This window comes from Streptomyces sp. NPDC097129, from assembly GCF_055668065.1.
Genome location: NZ_JBVOQE010000003.1, coordinates 259,825 through 279,695, shown reverse-complemented (window position 1 = coordinate 279,695; position 19,871 = coordinate 259,825). Strand labels below are relative to the sequence as shown.

At 72.9% G+C, this 19,871-nt stretch carries 17 protein-coding genes; 10 read left to right on the top strand and 7 right to left on the bottom strand.

Features of this window, described 5'->3' with window-relative positions; all coding sequences use genetic code 11:
* Window positions 1-20: 20 nt before the first annotated feature.
* Window positions 21-908 (bottom strand): TetR family transcriptional regulator C-terminal domain-containing protein, encoded by an 888-nt coding sequence (locus tag AC0B9F_RS11925; RefSeq protein ID WP_472001414.1) that lies wholly within the window; start codon window positions 906-908, stop codon window positions 21-23.
* Between the two features lie 14 nt (window positions 909-922).
* Window positions 923-2,293 (bottom strand): flavin monoamine oxidase family protein, encoded by a 1,371-nt coding sequence (locus AC0B9F_RS11920; RefSeq protein WP_472001412.1) that lies wholly within the window; start codon window positions 2,291-2,293, stop codon window positions 923-925.
* A 293-nt stretch (window positions 2,294-2,586) separates the two neighbouring features.
* Here AC0B9F_RS11920 and AC0B9F_RS11915 point away from each other — a divergent pair, with 293 nt between their 5' ends.
* The 7 genes from AC0B9F_RS11915 to AC0B9F_RS11885 all read left to right on the top strand — a co-directional run bounded on the left by AC0B9F_RS11915 (window position 2,587) and on the right by AC0B9F_RS11885 (window position 13,215).
* On the top strand, window positions 2,587-4,143 hold the full coding sequence (locus AC0B9F_RS11915) for an APC family permease (protein WP_472001410.1): 1,557 nt from the start codon (window positions 2,587-2,589) through the stop codon (window positions 4,141-4,143).
* 169 nt (window positions 4,144-4,312) lie between these two features.
* Window positions 4,313-5,470, top strand: a complete 1,158-nt coding sequence (locus tag AC0B9F_RS11910) for an acyl-CoA dehydrogenase family protein (protein ID WP_472001408.1) — start codon at window positions 4,313-4,315, stop codon at window positions 5,468-5,470.
* Entirely contained in the window at window positions 5,470-7,128 is a 1,659-nt protein-coding gene (locus AC0B9F_RS11905) for a 5-guanidino-2-oxopentanoate decarboxylase (protein WP_472001406.1), read from the top strand. Before AC0B9F_RS11910 ends, AC0B9F_RS11905 begins: the two co-directional genes overlap by 1 nt.
* Window positions 7,125-8,378 carry a Glu/Leu/Phe/Val dehydrogenase dimerization domain-containing protein gene (locus tag AC0B9F_RS11900; protein ID WP_472001404.1) on the top strand — a complete coding sequence of 418 codons (1,254 nt, stop codon included), beginning with the start codon at window positions 7,125-7,127 and terminating at the stop codon, window positions 8,376-8,378. Before AC0B9F_RS11905 ends, AC0B9F_RS11900 begins: the two co-directional genes overlap by 4 nt.
* Complete coding sequence (locus AC0B9F_RS11895; RefSeq protein ID WP_472001402.1) at window positions 8,375-10,552, top strand: acetate--CoA ligase family protein; 2,178 nt, start codon at window positions 8,375-8,377, stop codon at window positions 10,550-10,552. The genes AC0B9F_RS11900 and AC0B9F_RS11895 overlap by 4 nt, the downstream gene beginning before the upstream one ends.
* Window positions 10,549-11,355 carry an SDR family oxidoreductase gene (locus tag AC0B9F_RS11890; protein WP_472001400.1) on the top strand — a complete coding sequence of 269 codons (807 nt, stop codon included), beginning with the start codon at window positions 10,549-10,551 and terminating at the stop codon, window positions 11,353-11,355. The genes AC0B9F_RS11895 and AC0B9F_RS11890 overlap by 4 nt, the downstream gene beginning before the upstream one ends.
* Before the next feature lie 243 nt (window positions 11,356-11,598).
* Window positions 11,599-13,215 (top strand): APC family permease, encoded by a 1,617-nt coding sequence (locus AC0B9F_RS11885; RefSeq protein WP_472001398.1) that lies wholly within the window; start codon window positions 11,599-11,601, stop codon window positions 13,213-13,215.
* 43 nt (window positions 13,216-13,258) lie between these two features.
* Here AC0B9F_RS11885 and AC0B9F_RS11880 read toward each other — a convergent pair whose 3' ends face one another.
* Window positions 13,259-13,786, bottom strand: a complete 528-nt coding sequence (locus AC0B9F_RS11880) for a DUF488 domain-containing protein (RefSeq protein WP_472001396.1) — start codon at window positions 13,784-13,786, stop codon at window positions 13,259-13,261.
* A 315-nt stretch (window positions 13,787-14,101) separates the two neighbouring features.
* Window positions 14,102-14,449 carry a hypothetical protein gene (locus tag AC0B9F_RS11875; protein ID WP_472001394.1) on the bottom strand — a complete coding sequence of 116 codons (348 nt, stop codon included), beginning with the start codon at window positions 14,447-14,449 and terminating at the stop codon, window positions 14,102-14,104.
* Window positions 14,450-14,794: 345 nt separating this feature from the next.
* Here AC0B9F_RS11875 and AC0B9F_RS11870 point away from each other — a divergent pair, with 345 nt between their 5' ends.
* Together AC0B9F_RS11870 and AC0B9F_RS11865 are read left to right on the top strand one after the other, a co-directional pair.
* Window positions 14,795-15,490, top strand: coding sequence for an MgtC/SapB family protein (locus AC0B9F_RS11870; RefSeq protein ID WP_472001392.1), 696 nt, complete (start codon window positions 14,795-14,797; stop codon window positions 15,488-15,490).
* Window positions 15,491-15,566: 76 nt separating this feature from the next.
* Window positions 15,567-16,037, top strand: a complete 471-nt coding sequence (locus AC0B9F_RS11865) for a hypothetical protein (RefSeq protein ID WP_472001390.1) — start codon at window positions 15,567-15,569, stop codon at window positions 16,035-16,037.
* Window positions 16,038-16,178: 141 nt separating this feature from the next.
* Here AC0B9F_RS11865 and AC0B9F_RS11860 read toward each other — a convergent pair whose 3' ends face one another.
* From AC0B9F_RS11860 to AC0B9F_RS11850, 3 genes are all read right to left on the bottom strand, one after another.
* Complete coding sequence (locus AC0B9F_RS11860) at window positions 16,179-17,243, bottom strand: sodium:calcium antiporter (protein ID WP_472001388.1); 1,065 nt, start codon at window positions 17,241-17,243, stop codon at window positions 16,179-16,181.
* 86 nt (window positions 17,244-17,329) lie between these two features.
* Window positions 17,330-18,058 (bottom strand): SDR family NAD(P)-dependent oxidoreductase, encoded by a 729-nt coding sequence (locus AC0B9F_RS11855; RefSeq protein ID WP_472001386.1) that lies wholly within the window; start codon window positions 18,056-18,058, stop codon window positions 17,330-17,332.
* Window positions 18,055-18,930 carry a helix-turn-helix transcriptional regulator gene (locus tag AC0B9F_RS11850; RefSeq protein ID WP_472001383.1) on the bottom strand — a complete coding sequence of 292 codons (876 nt, stop codon included), beginning with the start codon at window positions 18,928-18,930 and terminating at the stop codon, window positions 18,055-18,057. Before AC0B9F_RS11850 ends, AC0B9F_RS11855 begins: the two co-directional genes overlap by 4 nt.
* A gap of 385 nt (window positions 18,931-19,315) precedes the next feature.
* On the opposite strand from AC0B9F_RS11850, the gene AC0B9F_RS11845 reads away from it, so the two are divergent.
* A complete protein-coding gene (locus tag AC0B9F_RS11845; protein ID WP_472001381.1) occupies window positions 19,316-19,861 on the top strand; it encodes an AAA family ATPase in 546 nt (181 codons plus the stop codon).
* The last annotated feature ends 10 nt before the right edge of the window (window positions 19,862-19,871 follow it).

The following is a 19,871-nucleotide window of genomic DNA, read 5'->3' as shown; positions in this document are numbered from 1 at the left end:
TCGTGCCGTGCCCGCGCCGGTCAGCGCAGCGTGATGTGCGGCTCGAACGCGTCCAGCAGCAGGTCCCGCATCCGGGCCGTCGACATGTCGCCCGTGCCGGCCAGGACCTGGATCGCCAGCCCGTCGACCATGCCGGTGAAGCGCCCGGTCAGGGCCTCCGCGTCGGCGCCCGCCGCCATCCCCTCCCGCTGACAGGCCCGCACCAGGTCGAGCACGATCTGCCGCCAGCGGGCGTAGACCGTGCTCTGTCCGGGCCGCAGGGTCGGGTCGAGGATCGCCTCGTTCCACGACTGCACCCACACCGACCACTCCTCCACGTCCTCCTCGCCGGCCGGCAACTGCACCTCGATCAGCCGGCGCAGCTTCTCCACCGTGCTGCCGGCCGTGCGGAACTCGGCCTTCAGACGTGTGTGGAAGCGCTCGGCGTAGTACAGCAGCGCGGCCCGCAGCGCGTCGTCCTTGGCCGGGAAGTGGTAGTGCACGGTGCCCGTGCTGGTGCCGCAGGCGTGGGCGATGTCGGCGACCCGCACCTTGTGGAAGCCGCGCCGGGCGATGAGGCGGGCGGTCGCCTCGAGGATCTGGGCCCGGCGTGCTTCGGCGTCCAGCGCGTCGGCCCGCCGGCGCGGGCTCACGCCGGCGGTGGTGTCGCGCGGGACGGGAGGCCGTCCCGCACCGGTGCGCAGATAGCGCAGCGACACCTTGCCGACCTGCGCGATGGCCGCGAGCTCGTGATCCTTCAGACGGCGGCTGCCGCGCAGCGCCTTGGACAGTGCCGTGGGGTCCATGCCGATACGGTCGGCGAACTCGCGCTGGCTGATCGGAGCCGACGCCACGACCAGCCGCGCCCGGTCCGCCAGGGTCGGGTCCCTGGTCTCGGCGTCCCCTGCCGGGCCGTGAGTCGCGGTCATGCTGCGTGGTCCCTTCAGCCGTCCGCCGTGAGGGAGCCGATGACGTCGTCGGCGGCGCGGTAGCCCGAGGATATCGCGCCGTCGATGTACCCGTTCCAGGCCGTGGCGGTCTCGGTGCCCGCCCAGTGCACGGGCCCGGTGGGCTCCCGCCAGCCGTGCCGGCCGTAGCCGGTCCAGCCGCCGGGGGTGACGTAGGCCTCGTATCCGCCGCGGGCGAAGGCGTCCTGCGACCAGACCTTCTCGGTGTAGCCGAGAGGCCGTGCCGCCGCCTCTCCGACCACGCGGGTGAAGCTCGCCAGCACGGCGTCGCGGCGTTCCTCCGGTGCGAGCCCGGCCCACCGGGTGAGCCGGTCGCCGTACACGAATCCGGCGAGCGCGCCGGGTGCGCCCGCGTGCGGGGAGTTGTCGTAGACCACGCCGACCGGCCCGTCGTCGTAGAGCGTGGCCGTGCCGGACAGGCCGACGGCGCGCCAGAAGGGGGTGTCGTAGACGGCGTGGACCTTGGCGACGCGGCCCATCGGGCTGTGCGACAGCCAGCCGTCCCGGCTAAGCGGAAGTCCGGGCTCGAAACGGACGGCGCGGACCGCCTGCGGGGGAAGCGCCACGATCGCCCGGCGTGCCTCGACCACCGTCGCCGCCGTGTGCACGCGGACGGTGCCGGCGTCGTACTCGATCGCGGTCACCGGCTCGCCCAGCCGCACCCGCTCGCCGAGCAGGTCCGCGACCGCGCGGGCGGGACCGGCGGCCCCGCCCGTGAAGCGGCTGTCCTGGGCGCAGCCCCGCGTCTCCATCAGCTGCTCATAGCCGCCGGCGGCGGCGATGTAGAACAGCACGTGGAACAGTGAGATCTCGTACGGCTCCGCGCACCACACCCCTTGGACGGCGAGCGCCAGGCGGCGTCGGGCGTCCCGGTCCGTGGTCTGCGCCCGGAAGAAGGTGTCCGCCGTGCAGGCGTCGAACTCCTCGAAGCGCGGCGTCCGCCAGGGGGCGCCGGTGTCCACGGTCCGCGCGAGGTCGTCCAGGAGAGCGGTGACGCGGTCGTACTCCGTGATGCCCGGTCCGTCGTCCGGCGCCGCCCCGACATAGGGGACCGCGGCGCCGTCGTGCCACACCTCGATGTGCTTGCCCGCGTCCCAGGTGGGGAACGTGCCGCAGCCGAAGCGTGCGGCGAGGGCGAGCAGATGCTTCTGCGTCGGGCCGACCCACTGGCCGCCGTGATCCAGCGTCAGGCCCCCGGGCCCCGACGCACTGAGCACGCGGCCCCCCACCCGGTCGGCGGCCTCGATCACGGCGCAGTCGACGCCCGCGTCCTTCAGCCGCAGCGCCGCGGCGAGCCCGGCATAACCGGCTCCCACCACCACGACCTCGGATTCGATCAGGTCCATCCCTGTCTCTTCCCACATGGCGGCCGAGCATGGCGCAAGACTGACGCAATAGTCAATGCTTGCGATCCATGTCGTCGGCGGGATTGACACCACGGCCTGCTTCCGCAACATTGACCCAGCATTCAGCGTTGCGATTCTGACCACTGCGGGCGCACTCCGACCGAGGCCGGTAAGGCGTCCCCCCAAGGGCCCACGCTCCGGCGCGTCCGCGTGCGGAACGGGCCCACTGTCGCGAAAGGCGCGGCCCAGCCGTCGGCCTTTCACCGCTCGAGACCCTGGATAGGGGGTCGATGATGGCAACCACCGCACGCACCACATCGGACCAGGACGCCGACGGCGGCCTGCGGACCGGCGCACTGTCGATGGCGACCAGCCTGATCCTGTCGGTGGCGTCGGCCGCACCCGCCTACAGCCTCGCCGCCACACTGGCCTTCATCGTGGCCTTCGTCGGTTTCCAGGCGCCGGTGATCGTCCTGCTCGCCTTCGTTCCGATCCTGTTCGTCTCCTTCGGTTACGCCGCCCTCAACCGCCGGGAGCCGGACTGCGGCACGATCTTCACCTGGGCCGGCCGCTTCCTCGGCCCGCGCGTCGGCTTCATGGGCGGCTGGGCCGTCATCGCCTCCTTCGTCCTGGTGATGGCGAGCCTGGCCCAGGTCGCGGGGCAGTACGTCTTCATCCTCTGCGGCGCGGACGGTATCGGCTCCGATCCCTCCAGCCCGTGGGTCCTCGCCGTGGGGCTGGGCTGGATGGCCCTCATGACCGCCGTCTGCTACCGCGGCATCGAGGTGGCCGCCGCCGTCCAACGTGCCCTGCTGTTCTTGGAGTTCGCCATGCTCGTGGTGTTCTCCGTGGTCGCCCTCGTCCGCGTGTACGCCGGGGACGCCGCCCCCGGTGCGCGGCGGCCGAGCCTGTCGTGGCTCAACCCGTTCGAGATCCCCTCGCCCAGCGCGTTCGTCAGCGGCCTGGTGCTGATGCTCTTCATCTACTGGGGCTGGGAGACGGCCGTCACCGTCAACGAGGAGACCACCGACCGGCACCGCACCCCCGGCCGGGCGGCGGTGTGGTCCACGATCGTGCTGCTGGCGCTGTACCTGGTCGCCACCGTCGCGACCCTGGCCTTCGCCGGCGTCGGCACGAGCGGGGTCGGGCTGGGCAACCCCGACAACTTCGGCGACGTCTTCTCCGGGATCGGGCAGGCCGTCTTCGGCACCGGCGCGGTCGGGACCTTCCTGTGGCACCTGCTCGTCCTCATGGTGCTGTCCTCCGCCGCCGCGTCCACCGAGACCACCGTGCTCACCCTCGGACGCACCCTTCTCGCGATGGGCCGGCGCGGTGCCGTGCCGCGCGTCTTCGCGAAAACCCACCCGCGGTACGCCAGTCCGCACGTCGGCACCGTCGCGATCGGGCTCGCCGGAGCCGTCTGCTATGTCGTGATGAACCTCCTCGCCGACGGCCAGGTCATCGGCGACGCCGTGTCCTCGTGCGGCCTGATGATCGCCTTCTACTACGGCCTCACCGGCCTGACGTCGGCCTGGGCGCACCGCGACGACAGGCGGCGCGGCGCCGGCGGCCTCTGGCTGCGCGTCATCCTGCCCGCGCTGGGCGGAGCGACGCTGCTCGCGGCCGGCGTGTGGAGCCTCGTGAACGACTGGGACCCGGCCAACAGCTCCACGTCCTGGACCCTGCCGTTCGGGCCGCGCTGGCACATCGGCGGCGTCTTCCTCATCGGAGTGGGCGCGCTCGCGGCCGGCGGGCTGCTGATGGTGGCCGGCGCGCTCCTGGCGCCGCAGTACTTCCGCAGGCAACCTCGGCGCCCTCGGGCCGCTGTCCCCACCGCACCGCACAACTGATTCCCCAACTGAATCGCCATTCAGTACGCACGGCCATTGACAGCGGTGGGCCGCCCTCCGAATACTGACTGCCGATTCAGTAAAAGTTTCCCCCTCGACGCGTTGAGACGTTGAGAACTCGAGACGTTGAGACGCTGAGACGTCCCCCTTCCTCGTGTCTGGAGAGGTCATGTCAGAGCTGCCCACCGAGCTGGTCCCGCTGACCCGGGAACAGCGGGACATCGTCGATCTCACCCGCTCCTTCGCGCAGGAGGAGATCCGGCCGCGGGCCCGCGCCGTCGACGAGGCCGACACCGAGACCCCCTGGGACCTGTGGCGCAAGGCCGCCAAGGTCGGCATCACCGGCTTCATGCTGCCGGCCGAGTACGGCGGGGGCGGCTTCACCGACGTCTTCACCCAGGTCCTCGTCCAGGAGGAGCTGTGCGTCGGCGACCTGGGCATCGGCAACCTGCTGTGCTCCAACGGCTTCTTCGCCGACCCGCTGATGGAACTCGGCACCGAGGAACAGAAGCGCACCTGGCTCACTCCGCTCGCCGGCCCCGACACCCCCATGACGTCGCTGGCCACCACCGAGCCCGGGTCGGGCTCCGACGCCGCCTCCATCACCACCACGGCCACCCGCACCGCGGGCGGCTACCGGCTGAACGGACAGAAGGCCTGGATCTCCAACGCGGGCGAGGCCGAGTGCTACGTCGTCTTCGCGAAGACCGACCCGGCGCAGCGCTCCCGGGGCGTGACCGCGTTCCTGCTGCGCAAGGGCGCGGACGGGATGGAGTTCGGCGAGCCGATGCGGAAGATGGGCCAGCGCGCCATCGTGTGCCGGGAGATCTTCCTCAACGACGTCTTCGTACCCGAGGAGGACCGGCTGGGGGAGGAGGGCCGCGGCTTCCAGGGCCTGATGCGCACCTTCGACATCTCCCGCACCGTGCTCGGCGCGGCCGCCACCGGCGTCGCCCGCGCCGCCTACGAGTACGCCCGTGACTACGCCAAGAGCCGCGTGCAGTTCGGCAAGCCGATCATCGAGCACCAGGCGGTCGCGTTCCGGCTCGCGGACATGCGCACCCGGATCGAGCAGGCCCGCCTGATGACCTGGCGCGCCGCCAAGCGGCTGGACGCCGGTCTGGACGCCACCGCCGAGGCGGCGATGGCCAAACTCACCGCCTCCGAGACGGCGGCCTACTGCACCTGGGCGGCCGTGCAGACGCTGGGCGGCTGGGGCTACTCGCGCGAGTACCCGGTGGAACAGTGGATGCGCGACGCCAAACTGGAGGAGATCGAGGAGGGCACCTCCGACATCATGCGCCTGGTCATCTCGCGGAGCATGTGATGACGCCCGCCACCACCGCACCGGAGGCCGCGCGCACGAGCGCCCCCGTGTCCGCGCTCACCGGCGGCGAGGCCCTCGTGCGGGCGCTCGCCGCACACGGGGTGACCCGGGCGTTCGGCATCCCCGGCACCCACAACCTGGAGATCTACCGGCACCTGTCCGGCTACGGCATCGACCACGTCAACCCGCGCCACGAACAGGGCGCGGGCTACGCCGCCGACGCCTACGCACGCGTCAGCGCCCACCCCGGCGTGGCCCTCACCACCACCGGACCCGCGCTGCTGAACATCGCGGCGGCCGTCGGCCAGGCCTACTCCGACAGTGTGCCGCTGCTCGTCGTCTCGCCCGGCATGCCGTTGCGCCATCCCCGGCAGCCGACCGGGCTGCTGCACGAGATGCGCAGCCAGAGCGAGGCGCTGCGCGGCGTCGCCGCCTTCAGCCACCGTGTGTCCTCGGTGGACGAGATCGGCGCCGCGGTGGCCCGCGCCTTCACCCTCTTCCTTACGCAGCGGCCCCGGCCGGTGCACATCGAGGTGCCGCTGGACCTGCTCACCGCAGCCGAGCCGGCAGGGCCGGTCAGGACCGCCCCGCCGGCCGAGCCCGTGCGGCCCGCCGCCGGCGCCCTCGCGGCAGCAGCCGAAGCACTGCGCACAGCGCGACGCCCGGCGATCGTCCTGGGCGGCGGCGCCCGCGCGGCGGCCTCCGAATGCCTGCGCCTCGCCGTGGCGTTGAGCGCCCCGGTGGTGACGACGGCCAACGGCAAGGGCGTCGTCGCGGAGACCCATCCGCTGTCGCTCGGCGTGTCCCTGCACAGCAGCGCCGTGCGGCGGTGGCTGGAGGAGCGGGACGTGGTCCTCGCCGTCGGCACCGAACTCGCCGAGTCCGACCTGTGGGACGCCCCGCCCACGCTCAGCGGCACCCTCGTCCGCGCGGACATCGACCCCGCCCAGATGTACACGGCCCTGCCCGCGGACATCCCGCTGGTCGCAGACGCCCGCACCGCTCTGCGCGCACTGCTCGCCGCGCTCGGGCAGGGCGAGGTCACCACGAGGGCGGACACCGACGCCGCCCACCGCGCGGTTGCCGCACTGCGCGCCGAACGGGATGCGGAGACACACAGCCGGGACGCACACCTGCTGCCGTATCTGGCGGCGATCCGGTCGGTGCTCCCCGACGACGCGGTACTGACCTCCGACAGTGCCCAGTGCTGCTACTACGGCGCCCTCCCGCACCTGCCCGTCGGCCCGCGGGGCCGCTATCTGCACCCGACCGGCTTCGGCACCCTCGGCTACGCCCTGCCCGCCGCCATCGGCGCCAAGACCGCCGACCCCGGCCGGGCGGTCGTCGCGCTCAGCGGCGACGGCGGCCTGCAGTTCTCCGTTCAGGAACTCGCCACCGCCGTACAGCTCGGACTGCCGCTGCCCGTCGTCGTCTTCGACAACGGCGGATACGGCGAGATCCGCGACGAGATGCTCGCCCGCGGCGACCGCGCCGTAGCGGTCGATCTGCCGCCCGTCGACCTGCCCGCCCTGGCCCGCGCCTACGGCGGCCACGGCGTACGCGCCGACTCGCCCTCCGCGCTGGCCGAGGCGCTGCGACAAGCCCTGACCATCCCCGGCCCCACCCTCATCACCGTCCCCGAGGAGCCCCCGCGATGACCACGCCCGCCACCACCTCGCCGGCCGCCTCCCAAGACGCGGCGAGCGGACCGCGGCGGCCGGGGACGCAGACGCCCGCCCCGTTCGTCTCCCTCACCTGGACCGACCACGTCACCGGCCGTCAGGGATTCCTCGTCATCGACTGTCTGGTGCGCGGCGTCTCCAGCGGCGGCCTGCGCATGCGTCCCGGCTGCACGCTCGACGAGGTCACGGGCCTGGCCCGCGGCATGACGAGGAAGGAGGCGCTGCACTACAACCCGCAGGGCCGTTACATCCCGCTCGGCGGCGCCAAGGGCGGCATCGACTGCGACCCGCGCGACCCCGCCGCGTACGGCGTCCTCGTCCGCTACCTGCGCGCCGTGCGCCCCTACATCGAGCACTTCTGGACCACCGGCGAGGACCTCGGCCTGACCCAGGACCTCGTCGACCGGGCCGCCGCCGAAGCCGGACTGGTCTCCTCCATCCAGGCGGTCTACCCCCTCCTCGACGACGAGGAGGCCGCCCGCAAGCGGCTCGCCGACGCCTTCGCCATCGACGTCGACGGGATCGGCCTGGACGAACTGGTGGGCGGCTGCGGGGTCGCCGAATCCGTGCTCACCGCGCTGGACCGCGCCGGCGTTCCGCACCGGGGAACCCGGGTCGCGGTGCAGGGCCTGGGCACCATGGGCGGCGCCACCGCGCGTTTCCTGGCCCGCGCGGGGCTGCGCGTCGTCGCGGTCGCCGACATCAAGGGCACCATCGCCAACCCGGACGGCCTCGACGTCGAGGCGCTGCTCGCCGCCCGCGACGGCCACGGCAGCGTGGACCGCGCCGCACTGCGCGCCGAGGACCGGGAACTGCCGGCCGACGCCTGGCTGACGACCGACGCCGAGGTGCTCGTGCCGGCCGCCGTCTCCTACGCCGTGGACACCACCAACCAGGCCGCCATCACCGCCCGCTGGATCGTCGAGGCCGCCAACATGCCCGTGGTGCCGGACGCGGAGGCGCTGCTCGCCGCCCGCGGCATCACCGTGCTGCCGGACGTCGCCGTCAACTCCGGCACCAACGCCTGGTGGTGGTGGACGCTGTTCGGGGACATCGGCGCCGACGCCGACGAGGCGTTCGCCCACACCCGGCGCTCGATGCGCGCCCTGGTCGACCAGCTCCTGGCCCGCGCCGAGACCGAGGGCTGCACACCCCGCGCCGCAGCGCACGCCCTTGCCGCCGAGCGGCTGCCGGTCATCGCCGAGCGCTTCGGAGTCTTCCGTTGACGGCCGCGGACATCGAGCGGGCCACCCGCTCCAGCCAGCTCGCCCCGCTCTTCGACCCCCGGTCGGTGGCCGTCGTCGGCGCCTCCGACAACCCCGCGAAGTGGGGGTACTGGCTCGCCTCGGGCGCACTGACCGGGCGCCACCGCCGCACCGTCCACCTGGTCAACCGGCGGGGCGGCGCCCTGGACGGCACACCGTTCCTGCCGGATCTGTCCGTGCTGCCGGACGCGGTGGAGCACGTCGTGATCGCGGTCCCCGCCCCGCAGGTGCGCAGCGTCGTCAGCGACGGACTCGCCGCCGGCGCGCGCTGTTTCACCGTCATCACCTCGGGAGGCGCCGGCGCCGACGACGAGCGCGCGCTGGCGCGGCTGGTGACCGCACGCGGCGCGCGCCTGCTCGGACCCAACTGCATGGGCGTCGTCGACACCACAGCCGAACTGCGCCTGAGCTGGGGCGACTTCCCGGCCGGACAGGTCGGGCTGGTCTCGCAGAGCGGCAACCTCGCCCTGGAGATCGGGCGCCTGCTGGCCCGGGCCGGACAGGGCTTCTCCCGCTTCGTCTCCCTCGGCAACCAGCGCGACATCGACGCCACCGACGCCCTGGACGCCCTCATCGACCACGAACCGACCAAGGTCATCGCCGCCTATGTGGAGGACTTCCGCGACGGCCGCCGCCTGGCACGTACGCTGACCGCCGCGCACGCGGCGGGCAAGCCGGTGCTGCTGCTCACCGTGGGCCGCAGCGAGGCCTCCGGGCGGGCCGCGGCGTCCCACACCGGCGCCCTGGTCACCGCCCGCGCGACGGTCGAAGCGGTGTGCCGGGACGCCGGCGCGCTGCTGCTGGAGTCGGCCGGCGAGGTCGTGGACACGGCCGTCTGCCTGCTGGCGAGGGCGGGGGCGAGGGCGACGGCGGGGGCGGCGGCGAGTGCGCGTCAGCGCGCGGGACGCACACCCCGAGCGCCGGGCGCACGTCCCTCACCCAGCATCCGCCCCTCCCGCGTGGCCGTCGTCGGCGACAGCGGCGGCCAGGGCGCCCTCGCCGCGGACGCGTTCGCCACCCGTGGCCTGGACGTACCGGCGCTGTCCGAGCCCACCCGCGCCGCGCTCGCCGCGCACCTGCCGCCCGGCGCGGGCTGCGGCAACCCCGTCGACCTGGCCGGCGCGGGCGAGGCCGATCTGACGGCCTACGCCCGGATCGCCCGGACCCTGCTGTCGTCCGGCGAAGCCGAAGCGGTCGTCCTGACCGGCTACTTCGGCGACTACGCCACCGCCAACCCGGCGCAGGAACAGCACGAGTGCGCGGTGGCCCACCAACTCGCCGACGCGGCGGAGCGGTCCGGCCGCACCCTCCTGGTCCACACCATGGCCCGGGACACGGCCGCCCTCACCGTCCTGCGCGGACGCGGCATCCCCGTCTACGAACGCATCGAGCACGCGGCGGCCGCCCTCGCGGGCATAGAACACCTGCGGACGACACACCCGGCGCCCCCGGCACCCACACAGCCGCCGTCGAGCGCGCACCCCGTGACCGACGGCGGCTACCGCACCATCCGTGAGCTGCTGCGCGGCTACGGACTGTCCTTTCCCGAAGCGGAGTTCGTGCGCAGCGCCGACGAAGCGGTGCGCGCCGCCCGCCGCATCGGGCACCCGGTCGTCCTCAAGGCCATGGGTCTGGCCCACAAGACCGAGGCGGGCGGTGTGGCGCTCTCGCTCACCGACGAGCACGCCGTGCGCGACGCCTTCACCGCCATGCACGCCGCGACCGGCGCCGACCAGTACGCCGTCGAGGCGATGGCCACCGAAGCCCACGCGATCGAACTCATCGCCGGGGTGCGGCGCGACCCCGCGTTCGGCCCCGTCCTCATGGCCGGCATCGGCGGCGTACGCGCCGAACTCCTCGGCGACGTCGTCCTCGCCCTCGCCCCGCTCTCCCCGGAGCACGCCCGCGACCTGCTGCGCTCGCTGCGCCACGCGCCGCTGCTCGCGGGCTGGCGCGGCGCTCCGGCCGTCGACCTGGACGCGGCGGCGCACGCGCTGTGCGCGCTCGCCCGGGCCGCGGCCGACCATCCCGAACTCGCCGAGCTGGAAGTCAACCCGCTGCTCGTCCACCCGGGCGGCGCACTCGCCCTGGACGCGCACGCGGTCCTCGCCCCGACCGAAAGGCCCCGCACATGACGACCCGCGAGAGCGCGGAGTTCACCGGCCGCACGTACATCGTCACCGGCGGCGGCAGCGGCATCGGCCGCGCGATCGCCCTGGCACTCGCCGCGGTGGGAGCCCGGCCCGTCGTCGCCGGCCGCACCCGCGAACGCCTCGACGAGACCGTCGCCCTGGTCGAGAAGGCCGGCGGCAGCGCGCTCGCCGTCCCCACCGACGTCCGCGACCCCCAGGCGGTCGACGCACTCGTGGCGGCCGCGGCCGATCACTACGGCCGCCTGGACGGGCTGGTCAACAACGCCGCGGGCAACTTCGTCACCCCCGGCATCGACCTCAGCCCCAACGGCTGGCGCGCGGTCGTCGACATCGTCCTGAACGGCTCCTACTACTGCACCCGCGCCGTCGCCCGCCACCTGCGCGAGGCGGGCAGCGCGGGCGCGATCCTCTCCGTGATCGCCACGTACGCCTGGCACGGGCACCCCGGCACCGTCCACTCCGCCGCCGCCAAGGCCGGCGTCCTGGCCATGAGCCGCACCCTCGCCGTCGAACTTGCCCCGCTCGGCATCCGGCTGAACTGCATCGCGCCCGGCCCGACCGAGACGGACGGGGCCGGCGCCGCGCTCTGGGCGACGCCCGAGGCACGCGCCGACGTCCTGTCCTCCGTCCCCGCGGGCCGCTTCGCGACCGTCGAAGAGGTCGCGGACGCGGCGCTCTTCCTGCTCGGCGACCGCGCGTCCTACCTGACCGGCGAGTGCCTGACCCTCGACGGCGGACAGTGGCTGGGCAAGCAGATCTACGGCCGCACCACGACGACCGCGTAGACCTCCGCCGACCGGCCGGCGGCGCGGCCCTCGCCGTGCCGCCGCTCAGCCATGCCCGCCTCGCGCCCAGGACGCCACGGCCGCGCGTAGAGGCGGAGAAAACCTCCTCCCGCTCTCTTGACGGACCGGTGCGACGCACGCCACAGTCGCCCACTACTAACTGTTCATTCAGTCAGTTGGCCCAGGTCGTTCACCCCCCAAACGGTCCACCCACACCAGCCACGTCCCCCAGGAGCCGTGCACGTGACCCAAGCGACCCCGAACCCCGGCCCGAACGCCCCCGACCTGTCCGAGGGGTGGAGCGAGCAGCGCTCCCACCTCCGCAAGGACCTGCGCCGCCTGGATGTGCTCTTCTTCCTGATCTGCACCCTCGTCGGCCTCGACACCATCGGCTCGGTCGCGGCCCAGGGCCCGCAGGGACTGACCTGGATGGCTGTCCTCGCGCTCGCCTTCTTCCTGCCCTACGGCCTGCTGGTGGCGGAACTCGGCTCCGCCTTCCCCGTCCAGGGCGGCCCCTACGTCTGGACCCGGCTCGCCTTCGGACGGCTGGTCGCGGGCCTCAACCAGGTCCTCTACTGGCTCTCCAACCCGGTGTGGCTGGGCGGCAGCCTGTGCATCATCGCCCTGACCACCTGGGAGGAGTTCTTCACCCCGCTGCCGGGGCTGTGGAAGTACGCCGCCGGTCTCGCCTTCATCTGGCTCGGCGCCCTCGCCGTCATCCAGTCCGTACGCGTCGGCAAGTGGGTGCCCACCGCCGGAGCCGTGGCCCGTATCGTCCTGCTCGGCTTCTTCCTCGTCTCCGTCGTCGTCTACGCCGCCGAGCACGGCGTACACGCCCTCCCGGCGGGCGAGTTCAGCCCCACCTACGCGGGTTTCGTCGCCCTGGTGCCTGTCCTCATCTTCAACTACGTCGGCTTCGAACTCCCCAGCTCCGCCGCCGAGGAGATGACCAACCCCAAGCGTGACATCCCCCTGTCCATCCTCCGCTCCGGCTTCGCCTCGCTGGTCCTGTACGGCGGCCCCATCCTCGGCATCCTCTTCGTCCTGCCCGCCCAGGAGATCGGCAGCCTCTCCGGCTTCATCGACGCCTGCAAGGCCGTCTTCACGGTCTACGGCGGCCATGTCGCCGCCGACGGCACCGTGGTCCTCACCGGCGCCGGCTCGGTGCTCGGCGGCACCGCGGCGGCCGGGCTCATCATCGGCCTGCTCACCAGCGGCGTCACCTGGGCGATGGGAGCCCACCGGGCGCAAGCGGTGGCCTGCGCGGACGGGGCGGGACCCGCCTGGCTCGGCAAGGTCTCCGAACGCCACGGCACCCCCGTCCGCGTCAACGTGCTCTCCTCCGTCCTCGCCTCCGTGCTGCTGATCGTCGCCCTCAACCTCACCAGCGGCGACGGCGAGAAGTACTTCGCCGCCGGACTCGGCCTCGCCATCAGCACCACCTTCATCTCCTACGTCATCACCTTCCCGAGCCTGATCGTGCTGCGCCGCAAGTACCCGGACACGCCCCGGCCGTACAGCGTGCCCGGTGGCCGCTTCGGCCTGTGGACGGTCACCGTGCTCGCCACCGGCCTGGTCGCCTTCACCGTCGTGGTCCTGATCTGGCCGGGATTCGGCGTCGGCTGGTTCGGCACCGCTGGCTCCGCCGCCGACTCCCTGCCCCCGAGCTTCGCCGGCGAGCGGCTGCAGTACACCCTCAGCCAGGTGGTGCCGCTGGTGCTCTTCCTCGGCGTCGGCGCCCTCTTCTACGCCTGGGGCGCCCCGGCACGCCGCCGCGCACTCGCCGCCGAACGGGCCCCCGCACCCGGCGGAACCGACGTGTCCCGCCCCACGCGGAGCGCCGCTACGGCCGAGCAGTGAGCGGAGAGCGATCGGATCCGCCGGCGCCGCCGCGAGTACTGCGTCACTCGGGCGGCGGGTAGACCAGGTGCCCGTCGCGGACCCGCGCGTGCTCGTTCAGGACGGCCGGCTTCGACGTCGTGGGGGACATGATGTGCACCACCTCCGCGCCGGCCACGATCAGCGCATCGGTGATGAGCCGCCGGTGGCAGCGCCAAGGCACCGCCTCACTGCACATGATCGCCGGCCGCTCGTCCTCGGCCAGCCGCAGGAGTTCGTCGAGGCCTGCCGCGAACTCCTCGCCGGCCATGTAGTCGGCGTAGTCGCGGAAGGCCTTGACCCGCCATGCGCCGTTCTCGCTGGGCACCCCCTTGGGGGTGTGCCGGCGGCCGCCGAGCCGGCGGATCCAGCGGTATCCGATACCGGGCGGCAGGGACGCCTCGACCGCGGACCGGTTCCACTGCGGGTACTTCCGGGACGACGGGAACGAGCGCACGTCGACCAGGCAGGTCACGTCGTGCGCCCGCAGCATCTCCAGCACCTCGTCGAAGTCGCGCGTCGAGTGCCCGACAGTACAGATACGGTTGGTCATCCGGCCCGCACCTTCGTCAGCGATCCCCTGCTCCGGACACACCTACCCCGTCCACCGGCACGGCGCCCATCAGCGCGGGCAGCGCCCGGGCCACCTGGCGGGCGTTACACAGCGGGATTTCCTTCACCGGACGGGGACGCTTTCCAGGCCCGGTCCCGGAACGCGCCACCCATGTCAGCGAACATCGGTGCGGGCGCACCACGAGCCACACCGTCGAGCCGGGATCGCGAGCCCAATGGAGTAGCGCGCGCCCGTGCCGGGCCACCCGGTCGGCCGGTGGGCTGCGTACGCGCTGCGCGGCGGTCCCCGGCTGGTTCAGCGCACGCTCCACGCCCGTACCGCGGACACGGGCACCCGGAAGTACTCGCCGAGCGCGGCGGGAAGACTGCTGGCGCCGGAGATCAGCTGGCAGCCGTGCAGGTGGACGAAGGCCGGGGGATAGCCCAGGGGCTCCGCCGCCTCCCGGGTGAAGGCCTCGGCGAAGCGCGCGTCCGGGCCGCCGTCGTCGCCGAGCCGGCCGGCGACGTCCAGCGCCCAGTGCCGGTGCGGCGCGAGGCGGCCGGTGATCACCGCGCCCTCCGTCACGATCGTGATGCGCGGACCGGCGCCTTCCATTTCCGTCTGGTTGATCAGGTCGATCAGGAGTTCGTCGTGCAGATCCATGGCGAGACTGTACTGATCATCACGACGGCCCTTTCCCGCGTCGTACCCGGTGACCATCGCCGTCCGCGTCTCCGTCCCCTCCCCGTCGCCGTGGCGCGCGCCGCCGCCGACCTGCGCCAGGGGCCGCTTGGCCGCGACCGGCCCGGGTACCGCACTCCGTGGAGACCTACGCCGTACCCGCACAGGAGGGCGGCGCTGCGGTGACGTGCACCGGTGACTGCGGGCCGTGACCGTGTGCGCCGCACCCGGAAGAGGAGACATGACACGCACGGGACGTCCGCCGGCCGCGACCCGCCCCGCCCGCCCCTCGGCGGGCCGGCCCGCCCCCGGGCAGGCGGTGGGGCGATGACGCACAACGCGATGTCGCTGGCCTACCTGTCGGCGGCCTTCGGACTGTGCGCGGTCATAGGTCTCGAACGCGAGTACCGGCGCAAGTCGGCCGGCCTGCGCACGCACGTGCTCGTCGGACTGGGCGCGGCGCTGTTCATGCTGGTGTCGAAGTACGGCTTCGCGGACATGCTCGGCCGGCCCGGCGTGGCACTGGACCCCTCGCGGGTGGCCGCCCAGATCGTGTCCGGCATCGGCTTCATCGGCGGCGGACTGATCTTCGTCCGGCGGGACGCGGTGCGGGGCCTGACGACGGCGGCCAGCGTATGGCTCTCGGCCTCGATCGGCGCGGCCGCGGGCGCGGGACTGCTCGTGCTGGCCTGCGGGGTGACCGTGGCCTATCTCGTGGTGGCGTTCGTCTTCCCCGTCCTCGCCAGGTGGCTGCCCAGGTCGCCGACGGAGACGGTGCTGCTGCGCATCAGCTACCTGGACGGACGCGGACTGCTGCGGGACATCGTCAGCGAGTGCACCGGTGCCGGCTTCCACGTGGCGGGCCTGCGCACGGCGGGCCCCCTGCCGACCCGGACGGCACCCACCCAGGTGGGCGTCCTGCTGGAACTGTCCGGCAACGGCACCCGCGAAGACCTGGTCCCCCGCCTGTCGAACCGCGAGGGCATCACCGAGGTGACGTTCCTGGAGGACGAGGCGGACTGAATCGAGGCAGCCGACGCCGACGGGGCCGAGCCGACCGACTGAGGCAGGATGAGCCCACCGGACAGGAGGAGGTCGGATGGCCTACGAGTTGCAGGCAGTGATCGCTGGGGAAGAATTGCTGCGCGTCGTGTCCAGGGACGTCCCTGAGGCCCGACTGGCGCGTCTGCGTCAGGGCCTGTCGCTGATGCCGATGACGGACGAGTTCGTCCACGCCGTGACGGGCCGCGGCAGCGAGGCCGCTCTCGGCTTCTGGCGGCTCCCGGGAAGCTTCGAGCAGCGGGTCGCCCGGTGGTCGGTCGCAGGGCCCGTCGCGTACGTCGAAGCCGAGTTCTTCGGTGGTGGGGGTGAGCAACGAGCCGCCGTGTGGCTGGACGGGGCACTGGCATGGGGACCGATCGACGAGTCGGGTTCCCCGAAGGTCAGCCCGATCTCGCAGGCTCTCCGGCAGCTCGGCGTGACGCCGAGCCCCGGCGAGGACGAATTCCAGGCCGCAGGCCTGGACCGTCATCGGTACACCGACGACTGGATCTCGTCCGGCACCCGATGAGCTTCGCCGCAGAGCGCCTTACGCCAAGGACCGTCCTGCCAACCCCGCGCGCTCGAGGAAGACAGGCGGCGCGGCGGTGGGCCGGAAGGCCGCCCGCAGACCGGTCACCGGCATGTCTGGGTCGGGTGACTCGTACTTGCCTCACCCCGCGATCGTCGTGAGGCCGGCGACGCCGAGGGCGTACAGCACCAGGACCGCGAGACTGTCGACGCCCATCCGCAGGTACTGCCGTCGCGGCCGGAAGATCAGCCCGGCGATGTAGACGGTGGTCAACAGGATGCCGAGGGCGGTCAGGTAGATGTCGGTGTCGTGCGCGCCGGGCAGGACCGGCTTGCCCGAGATGACGGTGGCCAGCAGGAACAGCACCGGCAGGAAGGCGTTGCCGCCGAAGATGTCGCTGATGGCCAGCTGGTAGTCGCCCAGCTTGGTCGACGTCAGACCGGTGCTGATCTCGGGCAGCGAGGTCGCGACAGCGAGCACGGTGGCGCCGAACAGGATCCCGCCGAGGCCCTGACGGGCGAAGAACTCCTCCCCGCTGCGTTCGATCACGACACCGGCGACCAGCGTCGCCACCGCCGCGGCGGTGAAGACCACAGCGGCGCGCGCCGTACCGACGCCCCGGTCGGTGGCCGCCTTCTCCTTCTTGCCCTTGGAATGGCCGCGCGGCTCCGGCTGGGTCCCGGGCGCGTCCCCGCCCTCGCGCCACGGCAGTCCCTTGCCCGCGTGGTCCAGCAACACCAGGCCGATCACCCACAGCGCCGCGATCATCAGCGGCGCGGGACTCAGCCGGGCGAAGGACAGGTCTGCCGACAGCTGGGTGCCCATGACCACGACGGCGAGTACGGCGACGACGAGCGCGCCCTCCAGGACGAGAACCAGACTGGCGGCCAGGCGGGTGAGCGGCGCGCGAGGCCGGACCCCGGCGGCGTCCAGGACCACCAGCACGACCGTCTGCACCGCGATGCCGCCGAGGATGTTGCCCACCGCCACATCGAGCTGTCCGGCCATGGCGGCGCTGGCGGTGATGGCTATCTCCGGCAGGTTCGTGGCGATGGCCAGCAGGATCAACCCGCCCAGGGCACTGCCCAGATGCAGCCGCTCGGACAGCACGTCGGTGGTGTCGGACAGTTTGACGCCCGCGAACCAGATCACCGCCGCGCTCACGAGGAACAGCACCAACAGCACAGGTGAACTCAAAGATCCCATGGCGCTGTGCGTACCCCGCAACGCCGCACGCAGGCGCGCGGCAGCCGTACACGCGTCTCGCCGGGGGCGTCCGGGCCCCACCGGGATCAGCCGAGTTGTGTGCCCGTCTCCTCGGCCAGGGCCCGCAGCAGACGGTCCTGGAACCCCACGTCGTGCACCGCGCGATGCGGCTGCCGACGTTGCTGGTGGTACCAGTACCCACCGCTGGTCAGGGCCTCCGGATCGTCGCTGACGGCGAGCCACTCCTGGGTCCGGTGGCCGAGCTCGAGATCGTCCGGGGCGCTCGGCCCGCCCATCTTCGTCGGCACCCAGCCCGGGTCCACGGCGTTGCTCAGCACCCCGGGACGCAGCCGGGCCACCGCGGCCATGAGCGTCGTCACGTACAGCTTGCTGTCGGCGTAGGACCCCGCGCCGCGGCCCCGCCAGTCGACTCGGGTGAGTGAGTCGCGCCCGCCGAAGTGCGAGCCGCTGCTGAGGTACACCAGGCGGCGCGGCTCCCGCAGCAGGGCCGTGAGCAGGTACGGCGCGATGATGTTGACCGGCATGACGGCGGGGCCGCTCCACACACCGGCGTTGTGGATGACCGCGTCGAAGGGGCGGGCGTCGTTCAGCTCGGCGGCCGTCCGCCGTACGGCGTCGGGTTCGGTGAAGTCGCACACGACCAGGGCCGCCCCGCGATCGACCAGCTCCTGGAGGGCGGCCGCCCGGGCCGGGTTCCGGGCGTGCACCACGACGTCGTGCCCGGCGGACAGCAGCCGGTCCGCGGCGGCACGGCCGAGACCGTCCGCGGAACCGGTGACCAGGACCCGGCTCATGACCGCACCGCCTCGGGTGTGGCGGCCAGGGAGGGCAGCAGGCGCAGGCCCTCCTCGGAGGCCGATCCCCGCTCGGCGGTGTGGATCGTGAGAGTCAGCCCGGGCTCGGCGGCCATGTCCAGGCCCTCGAAGACGAGCGTGAGTTCGCCGACGGCAGGGCGGCGGAACCGTTTGGTGCCGGTGCCGTGATGGCGCACGTCGTGGGCGCCCCCGCGGACACGGAACTCCTCGCTGCGGGTGCACAGCTCGCCGACGAGCTCGTGCAGCTCCTTGTCGTGCGGGTCACGACCGGCTTCGGTGCGCAGGATCGCCACGGCCATGTCGGCGAACAGCTCCCCGTCCGGGGAAAAGCGCCGGGACGTGCGGTCCAGGCAATGGAAAGAACGGGCAAGGTTCGCCTGGTTGTGCGGATCGGCGTGAACGTCGCTGTAGAAGGCGCGGGCGAGCCGGTTGACCGCGAGCAGGTCCGAACGGCCGTCGCGGACGAAGGCGGGACCCGCGGTGACGGCGTCCAGCGTCCACTGCGGGCTCCGGTGCGCGGTCCACTGCCGTCCGGTACGGCGGCGCCGGGGCAGGGTCAGGACGTCCGAGCTGTCGGCGGCCTCGGCCAGGAGGACCAGGTGGGCGCGCTCGGCGTCGTTGAGCCGCAGGTCGCGTGCGACGGCCTCGAGGACGGCGGGGGAGACGCCGGCGAGATTGCCGCGCTCGAGTTTCGCGTAGCACTCGACGTTCATGTCCGCCAGGGCCGCCACCTCGCTGCGGCGCAGGCCGGGGACGCGCCGCCTGCTCCCGGACGGCAGCCCGGCCTGCTCCGGAGTGATCTTCGCTCGCCGCGAGGTGAGGAACTCGCGGGCCTCGTCACGGTTGTCCACACCTCGACGGTACGTCCTGCACACTGCCGGAGGGATGCACCACCAGTACACCCTTCACCGGTGACTGCCTGCCGGCACGGAAAGCGGGTTACCTGGAGGCCGCCCACATCGGGTGCCGGCCCGCGCACGGCACGCGGACCGGTCCGCGACGCCCACGCCTCGGCGCGCCGAGCCCTCGCACCTCCGGTGCACCGGACGCCTTCGAACTCAGAGCCGGGGGCCGCGCCTACTACGCTCGGAGGGGCAATCTGGCCCTGTTCTACCGTGACTTCGGGCGCTCCCCGGGTCTGGTCGTCCCTTGCCGTCTCACCCCCGGGCAACCACATTGACCGGGCTCGCCACGGCAGAACGCGTCCGCATCGAAGCCGCCGGAGAAACCGGTAGCGTGGCAGCCGTGAAGGTGGGCAGCGAAGAGTCCCGGTTGGTCGTGCTGCGCGGCAACAGCGCGTCCGGGAAGTCGTCCGTCGCGTCCGGCCTGCGCGAGCGGTTCGGCCGCGGGCTGGCCGTGGTGGGTCAGGACAACCTGCGCCGGGTGGTGCTGCGCGAACGCGACCGGCCCGGAGCGGCGAACATCGGCCTGATCGACCTGACCGCCCGTTACGCGCTGGACGCCGGGTTCCACGTGGTGGTGGAGGGCATTCTCTACGCGGACCACTACGGCGACATGCTCGCCGCCCTGTGCGCGGATCACCGTGGCCGTACTCACGCCTACTACTTGGACGTCCCGTTCGCCGAAACGGTGGCCCGGCATGCGACGAAGCCGCTGGCGGGCGAGTTCGGCGAGGCCGTGCTGCGTAGCTGGTACCGGGAGAGGGACCTGCTGCCCGGCGGTATGGAGACCGTCATCGGCGCCGACAGCACGCTCACCGCGACGGTCGGGCACATCATGCGCGACACGGGTCTGGACCGTCTTCCGCCCGTGGACCGCTGACCAGGTTGCG